Origin of the sequence: Streptomyces sp. NPDC088246 (assembly GCF_044741025.1) — a bacterium.
GTDB lineage: Bacteria > Actinomycetota > Actinomycetes > Streptomycetales > Streptomycetaceae > Streptomyces.
The window spans coordinates 1-7,150 of the sequence record NZ_JBIURV010000120.1 but is presented as its reverse complement, the minus strand read 5'-3'; the positions used below and the strand labels follow the sequence as shown (position 1 = coordinate 7,150).

7 protein-coding genes are annotated in these 7,150 nt (G+C 69.2%); 3 read left to right on the top strand and 4 right to left on the bottom strand.

Features of this window, described 5'->3' with window-relative positions; translation table 11 throughout:
- Positions 1-98: 98 nt before the first annotated feature.
- Positions 99-437, top strand: coding sequence for a hypothetical protein (locus tag ACIPEK_RS45960; protein WP_402008830.1), 339 nt, complete (start codon positions 99-101; stop codon positions 435-437).
- Positions 438-577: 140 nt separating this feature from the next.
- Here ACIPEK_RS45960 and ACIPEK_RS45955 read toward each other — a convergent pair whose 3' ends face one another.
- A complete protein-coding gene (locus ACIPEK_RS45955; protein ID WP_402008827.1) occupies positions 578-1,048 on the bottom strand; it encodes a hypothetical protein in 471 nt (156 codons plus the stop codon).
- A 632-nt stretch (positions 1,049-1,680) separates the two neighbouring features.
- Here ACIPEK_RS45955 and ACIPEK_RS45950 point away from each other — a divergent pair.
- A complete protein-coding gene (locus ACIPEK_RS45950; protein WP_402008825.1) occupies positions 1,681-2,328 on the top strand; it encodes a hypothetical protein in 648 nt (215 codons plus the stop codon).
- 344 nt (positions 2,329-2,672) lie between these two features.
- On the opposite strand, the gene ACIPEK_RS45945 is transcribed toward ACIPEK_RS45950, so the two are convergent.
- The gene (locus ACIPEK_RS45945) at positions 2,673-3,296 is read right to left on the bottom strand and encodes a DJ-1/PfpI family protein (RefSeq protein ID WP_402008822.1); all 624 of its coding nucleotides are present in this window, start codon (positions 3,294-3,296) and stop codon (positions 2,673-2,675) included.
- A gap of 88 nt (positions 3,297-3,384) precedes the next feature.
- On the opposite strand from ACIPEK_RS45945, the gene ACIPEK_RS45940 reads away from it, so the two are divergent.
- Positions 3,385-4,140 carry a GntR family transcriptional regulator gene (locus ACIPEK_RS45940; RefSeq protein WP_402008819.1) on the top strand — a complete coding sequence of 252 codons (756 nt, stop codon included), beginning with the start codon at positions 3,385-3,387 and terminating at the stop codon, positions 4,138-4,140.
- A gap of 18 nt (positions 4,141-4,158) precedes the next feature.
- On the opposite strand, the gene ACIPEK_RS45935 is transcribed toward ACIPEK_RS45940, so the two are convergent.
- Complete coding sequence (locus ACIPEK_RS45935) at positions 4,159-4,614, bottom strand: hypothetical protein (protein ID WP_402008816.1); 456 nt, start codon at positions 4,612-4,614, stop codon at positions 4,159-4,161.
- Between the two features lie 390 nt (positions 4,615-5,004).
- A complete protein-coding gene (locus ACIPEK_RS45930) occupies positions 5,005-6,549 on the bottom strand; it encodes an FMN-binding glutamate synthase family protein (protein WP_402008814.1) in 1,545 nt (514 codons plus the stop codon).
- Positions 6,550-7,150: the final 601 nt, after the last annotated feature.

Genomic DNA, 7,150 nt, shown 5'->3' with positions numbered 1-7,150 from the left:
TCCCGGTCTCCCGCAGGATTCCGGCCTTCAGGAACGCCTTGACCAGGGCGAGCACGCGCTTGTCCTTGACCCGGTCACGCACCCGGTCCATCAGGGTCGTGTGGTCGATCGAGTCGAAGCACGCCTCGATGTCCGCAGGGCTCCCCTTCCTCCACCGCTTCGTGGGGCTCGCCCTCGCCTTCCACCACGCCGTCCGCAACGACGGCCAGGACCTGGCCGCCACCATCAGCCGACTGAGCGAACTCACCGCCACCGGCGACTTCATCTGCTTCACCGACATCGCCCACTTCATGGCCGCCCTGCCCCTGCCGGAGTCCTCGGCCACCCGCTGGGCCAAGGACGAAGACGACGTTCGTTCCGCATGGCGCGGCCTGGTCCAGGCCCGGCAGGAACCGGGCACCGGGCCCGGAGAAAGTCAGCCGGCGTCGGGACGCTGACCCACCAGCTGGGTAAGCAGCTCGATGATCTGGGCCTGGTTCCGGTCGATCTTCTTGTCGAGAGGCGTTCTTCGAGGGCCACGTGCATGCCTTTCCCGGCACGACCGGACGGCCAGAACGCTGGCAGTGGTCACCCTCAGTCAGCGGTTGTTGGGGCTCAGCAGCGTGGCGGCCGCGGCGATAAAAGCGACGGCTGCTTCCTTGGCCGCATGCCGCCGGGCATCCAGCTCGGTCCGGTCGATGGCCTTGCGTAGCGCGTACGTGGCATCTGCGGCCTGCTGGGCGGGGCCGGCCAGCTCGGGGACCAGGACCTGAAGGCGGATGTGGGGCGCGGTGATTGCCGCCCGGGTGTCGTGGGATCTCGTCTGGGCCTCCAGCTGGTGCTCGGTGCCTGCCTCGGCCAGGGCCAGACGCTCCCGATGGAACATCGCCGAGCGGTGCGCGTCCAGGGCGGCCGCGAAGTCGGTGACGGCGCCGAGCTGGTCCTGGCGGTGGCTGTCGGCGCGCTCCTCGTCGCGTGCGGTGCGTGCCGAACGGTGCTGGAGGACTCCGGCGGTCAGGGCACCGGCAAGGGTACCGAGTACGGCAACGATCGAAGGCCATATGGACATCAGGTGTTGGGTCCCCTCGGGTAGTCGGTTTCGGTGGTGAGGCCAGCGGACAGCGAGATACGCGGCGCCTTCGGTGGCTGAGTTACGACTGCGGCGCTCCGGACCTACCCTGGCGGCCAGTCTCCCGCTGGGGCCAGAGATTAGGAGTCCGGAGCCATGATCACTTGCTCCGAGCCGACCAGCACACAAGACGGCCGGAAGCAAGTACCGGCGTGCTCCCAGAACTCAGCAACATGTTTCTTGTCGCTGACGAAGGTTTCCAGCGGTGACCAACAAACGTTGCTGGCTCCCGGCGGTATAACCAGACGCCGCGACCTGGCTGAAGTCGGTTCGATTGTCAGAAGCGACCACTACCGTCAGTGAGTTGGACGGGCCGGCATTCAGACGGCCGCCCTGAGCTGATTGCGGGGCTGGATCCCCGCCCCTGACAGCTGGAGGTCATATGGCCCTGGACAAGCGGCGGGTGCAGACGGCGGTGACCGGTGCCCCTGATTCGGAGTCGCCCGTGGTCCTGCCCACGGAGGCGATCGAGCTGGACCAGTTCCGCCAGGCGCACGGCGGCGAGCAGGGCGACGTACGGGGCGCGTCCCACTCCTGGGGCGCTCTGGGCGCCTGGGCCTGGGGCCTCTCCCGTGCCCTGGACGCGTCCCGAGGTGGACCACACCAAGGTGGCCGTGACCGGTCGTTCCCGGCTGGGCAAGGCCGCGCTGTGGGCCGGGGCGCAGGACCGCCGGTTCGCAATGGTCGTCAGCAACAACTCCGGTTGCGGCGGCGCGGCGCTGGCCAGACGGACGTTCGGTGAGCGGATCACGGCCGTCAACACCCGTTTCCCGCACTGGTTCAGTGTCAACCACCGGCGTTACAACGGTGCCGAGGCCGAACTGCCGGTCGACCAGCACATGCTGCTGGCCCTGATCGCGCCGCGCCCGCTGTACGTGGCCAGCGCGACGGAGGACCTGTGGGCCGACCCGCGCGGCAAGTTCCTCGCGGCCCGTCACGCCGGGCAGGTGTACCGGTTCCTGGGCGAGACCGGGCTGAGCGACTCCGAGCCGCAAGCGGTGCCCGGTCCGCAGGTATCCGGTCCGCACGTGCCCGAGCCACACACCGCGGATGTCGCCGAACCCGGCTTCCCGGCCCCGGACACCCCGCTGACCGGTGGCCGCATCGGCTACCACCTGCGTTCCGGCGCCCATGACATCACCCCGTACGACTGGGACCGCTACCTGGACTTCGCCGACCGCCACCTGCTCACGCACCGGGCCGGGCGGACGACGCCCTGACGAGCTCGCGCAGTGATCACGGGCAACCGGCGGATCACGGGTCTGACGGCCGGAATGCCGCCGGTGGTCCACACCAGCGGCCGGCCGATCGCGTCAGCCAGCTGCTGCCACGTGAAGCCCTTGGCCAGTCTGCTGGAGACGATCGCAGCCGATACCTCGTCGCGATTCATGCCCGGTCGGTGATCGCTCGGCGCCGGTTGTGCACCGCCGTACGCCGCGTCTTTCCCCGCGTGGTTCATCGCTTCGAGACCTCCCTGTCCAAGGGTCCGGTAGGTGTCGGGCCGCGAACGACCGGCCAGGCTGCCGAGGGAGCTCTCCGGCCGGCCGCCGCTTGCGACTGGTGTTCAGACGAGCGCCAGTGCGGGAGCGGGCAGGTAGGGGGTGATGTTGCGCCAGGCGCGCTCCATGTATTCCCCCTTCTCGCCGACCGGGGCGACATAGTGCAGTGCACCGTCGGCGGCCTCCTTGCCCTCAAGGCGGGCGATGATCCAGGCGGCGAGGTAGTGCGAGGCCAGGCAGCCGCCGGCGGTGGCGATGTTGTCCTTGGCGTAGAAGGGCTGGTTGAGTACCTCGACGCCGGCGGCGATGACCCAGGGCTTGGCGATCAGGTCGGTGCAGGCGGGGATGCCGTCGAGCAGGCCGAGCCTGGCCAGCACGAGCGCGCCGGAGCACTGCGCCGCGATGAGCTGGCGCGAGGGGTCCAGGTTGCGCAGGATGTTCATGATCGCCGGGTCTTCGACGACCTCGCGGGTGGCGATGCCACTGCCGACGATCACGGCGTCAGCGGCGCACGCCTCCTCAAGAGTGGACATCTGCTCGATGACCACCCCGTTCATCGACGTCACCTTGGGGCTGGGGGTGGCGATGGTGACGCGCCAGTCGTCGGTCTTGATGCGGTTGAGCACACCGAGCGCGATCAGGGAGTCGAGCTCGTTGTAGCCCTCGAAGGTGAGGATGGCGATGTGCACGGCGGCTGTCCTTCCGGGTGGGTGGGTCTTGACGGTAAGGAGCCGCGAACAGGACAGTCAACGAATTGTCATGCGTACAATCCGGTGTATGCCAGCCTCGCGGTACAAAACACTGGTCGACGCGTTCGCCGCCGACATCCGGACCGGGCGGCTCGCCGTGGGTGCGCGGCTGCCGACACACCGCGGGCTCGCCGCCCGTGAGGGCATCGCCGTGGTGACCGCGACCCGGGTGTACGCCGAGCTGGAAACGATGGGTCTGGTGAGCCGGGAACAGGGCCGCGGCACGTTCGTGCGTGATATCGCGGTTCCCGCCGGCCACGGCATCGACCAACAGGCCGTCGCCACCGACGCGGTCGACCTCAACTTCAACTATCCGTCGCTGCCCGGCCAAGCCGATCTCCTCCGGCAGGCCCTGCGCGAGGTGGCCACCTCCGGCGATCTCGACTCGCTGCTGCGCTACCAACCCCATCGAGGGCGCCCCCAGGACAGAGCCGCGATCGCACGGCACCTGAAGCGCCGGGGAATCACCACCGACGCGGACCGGATCCCGCGCTCACGAGGCCCGCGCTGTCCGCTGCCCACGCTCGCGGGCCAAGCAACGCAACTCCACCCGGGCCGCCGGTGCACGGCCCCCGCTGGTGGTGAAGAAGGGATGCCACCAGATCCGCGCCGAGAGCTCAAGGAGCCGCCGACGCAGCGCGGTGTTGTGGCGCAGGCCGGGAGGACGCCGGCGGGAAGCACCAGGATCATCCCAGTGCCGGCCGCCGCCACAAGCATTCGGACGTACATCATGAGCACACCTCCGAAGCAGGATCGGCGAGCGCTGCGACCAGCAGGCCCGTAGCGTCGACGGGCGTCTTGATCAGGACGTCAGGGTGACCCAACGACCGGTGCCGTCTGTCTCGACGCATTCCTGATACGGATTCAACGGACCCGGCTGTTCCCGACAGCTCCAGACGGATCCTGCGGCGTGGACGGTCGTGGCCCCTTCGCCGCCGCTGTTCCAGCTCCGCGTGTAGGCGCTCGCGACCTGGAGTGCTGTGGCGCAGTCCCTGGCGTGAGCCGTCCCCACCGTGAGCCCCGATCTGCCATCGGTGCCGCAGATGACGCCGGCTGCCTCGTCGGCCACGCCGAGGCCCGCAAGCAGCTCGCGGGCCTTCGCGGCGTCAGGCGGCTCCGGGAGGTCGCGGGCGGCCGGGGCCCGGCCGACGGGGCTGTGGGAGGTGGCGGCCGTGGCGGAAGCGGCGGTGACCGCGAGACCGGCGACCACCGCGGCGGCCGCGAAGAAGGTGGCGGTACGGCGCAGAGGACGAATCATGCCCCTCATGCTCCGGCCCTGATCGGCGAAGAATCGTTGCTGCCCGACGGGCGTCACCCGCGCGGGTGGGAAGTCGTACCGGGAGCTGCCGAGAGCCGACCTCCGACGAAGGCGCTGGCGACTGGAATGCGGCGGTGCCCTCAGCCACGTGTGCCTGAGGGCACCGCTGGCTGGGCTCAGCGTGGAGTCGGCGTTTGGGCGGCCGCCATCTCGTCGTACAGCAGGTGGTGCTGGTCGGGCGTGCCCCCAGGACCCGCGCCCCGGAGGGGCCGGGAAGTCGCCGTGCCAGTCCCACCTGCCCGGGCCAACAGGCCGTGGCTCGCAGTCGACCCGGCCGACCGCCCCGCACCGCCCGACCTCGCAGATCAGGCACTGGCAACTCGTCACACGTCAGCCGACAGGCTTCTGGAGAGGGGTCGGTTTGGCGATGAGCAGCGCGGTGATCTCCTGGGCGAGCTCCGGGCCGAGTTCGCCCCAGCCGTCCTTGTAGCCGTAGACGCTCGCCAAGGTGCGGGCGTCGTAGTCGCCGTTCATGATCTCGATGTCGGTGGTGGTGATGAGTGCCGGGTGGGCGACGCCGACAGCTCCCGAGACCTTCAGCAGCTCCTTACGCAGGGTGCGTAGGTAGACAGCGGCCCGGGTGGCCTTCGAGGGCGCGTCGACGCCGCGCACCAGCCACGGGTCCTGGGTGGCGATGCCGGTGGGGCACTTGTCGGTGTGGCATTTCTGCGCCTGGATGCAGCCGATGGACAGCATTGCCTCGCGGGCGACGTTGATCATATCGACACCCAGGGCGAAGGCGACGGCGGCGTTCTCGGGCAGGCCGAGCTTGCCGGAGCCGATGAAGGTGAGGTCGTCGGTCAGCCCCTGCTCGGCGAACGTGCTGTAGACGCGGGAGAAGCCCATCCGGAACGGCAGCGACACCGAGTCGGTGAAGATCAGGGGAGCCGCCCCGGTGCCGCCCTCGCCTCCGTCGATGGTCACGAAGTCGACCCCGCGATCACCACGCGCCATCAGCGTGGCCAGCTCCTGCCAGAAGCTCATCTCCCCCACAGCGCTCTTGATCCCGACCGGCAGACCGGTCTCGGTAGCGAGCAGCTCCACGAAGTTGAGCATCGAGTCGACGTCGTGGAACGCGGTGTGCCGAGAGGGGGAGGCGCAGTCCTTGCCGGCCGGGATGCCACGGATCTTGGCGATCTCGGGGGTCACCTTCGCGCCCGGCAGCATCCCACCGAGCCCCGGCTTGGCACCCTGGGAGAGCTTGATCTCTATCGCCTTGACTGGGGCGCCTGCGACCACGTCCTTGAGCTTGTCGAGGTTGAAGGTGCCGTCCTCGTTGCGGCAACCGAAGTACGACGTCCCGATCTGGAGGACGAGGTCACCGCCGTTGCGGTGGTACTGCGAGAGGCCGCCCTCGCCCGTGTTCTGCATCGCGCCGGCCAGCGCCGCGCCCTTGTTGAGCGCCGTGATGGCCGCGCCAGACAGCGATCCGAAGCTCATCGCCGAGATGTTCACGACGCTCGCCGGCCGGAACGCCTTGGCGCGCCCGCGCGGGCCGCCCAGCACCTTGGCCGAGGGCAGCGGGCCCTGCGGGTCGTGCAGATCGGGCAGCGTGCCGGCGAACGTCCGCTGCTTCACGTACGCGTGCCCTTGCACGTGCTCAACGTCTACGTCGGTTCCGAACCCGAAGTAGTTGTTCTCTTCCTTCGCCGACGCATAGATCCAGGTGCGCTGGTCACGGCTGAACGGGCGCTCTTCCTCGTTGGACGTCACGACGTATTGGCGCAGTTCCGGCCCGATCGTCTCCAACAGGTACCGTGCGTGCCCGATCACGGGGAAGTTTCTGAGCAGTGCGTGCTTCTTCTGGATGAGGTCGCGGGCAGCCACCAGCGCCAATGCTGTTGCGGCGGCCGCGCCGATGCTCCGAGCGCGCATGAACGTTCCTCTCCTCGGCTGTTCGATACCCGACTCCATCGCTGTGCGGCGGACGTCGTGGGCGTTGGGCGGCGGACACGGCCAGGCAGGCATCGGCGTCCGACGACGAAACGCCACATGATGTTAGAGGTCTCGTGGATGGGCGGACAGGGCAGGGTGCGTGAGTCCGGCTCCAGCCTTGGCGCTCGTGCGGGGCCGGGACGCTTCTCCAGGCAGTTCAATGCTCGGAGCACACCAAGAGCAGGCGCGCCAAGCTCACCACCGACAAACTCACCGCACTCGCCAACCTCGGACTCGAATGGGCCGCCTGACGGAACAATGGCGATGCCCGCGCTCGCTGGCTGGGCGGCGAGAGCAGCGGCACCCGGCCTCCGGGACCGCCTGGCGGTAACGGCCGTGTAGGCCGACACCGCTCTGCCCGCGACGACGTCGGTCCCCCTCAGCGCACCCACCCAGCGGCCCTCCCACCTTCTTCTCCGGGGCAGAGGGCGCCAGGGGTGCGCTGATGAGGTTCCCCCGGCGTGCGGGAGGTGCTGATCAGCTGGTCAGGGCGGGTTGACGGGGTTTCAGGTTCGTTCGTTCGGCCGTTGCCTGGTCGGCG

Coding starts and splice junctions, on each gene's coding strand:
- ACIPEK_RS45955 (WP_402008827.1), bottom strand. CDS start 1,048: ATGTCCATATGGCCTTCGATCGTTGCCGTACTCGGTACCCTTGCCGGT.
- ACIPEK_RS45940 (WP_402008819.1), top strand. CDS start 3,385: ATGCCAGCCTCGCGGTACAAAACACTGGTCGACGCGTTCGCCGCCGAC.
- ACIPEK_RS45935 (WP_402008816.1), bottom strand. CDS start 4,614: ATGATTCGTCCTCTGCGCCGTACCGCCACCTTCTTCGCGGCCGCCGCG.
- ACIPEK_RS45930 (WP_402008814.1), bottom strand. CDS start 6,549: ATGCGCGCTCGGAGCATCGGCGCGGCCGCCGCAACAGCATTGGCGCTG.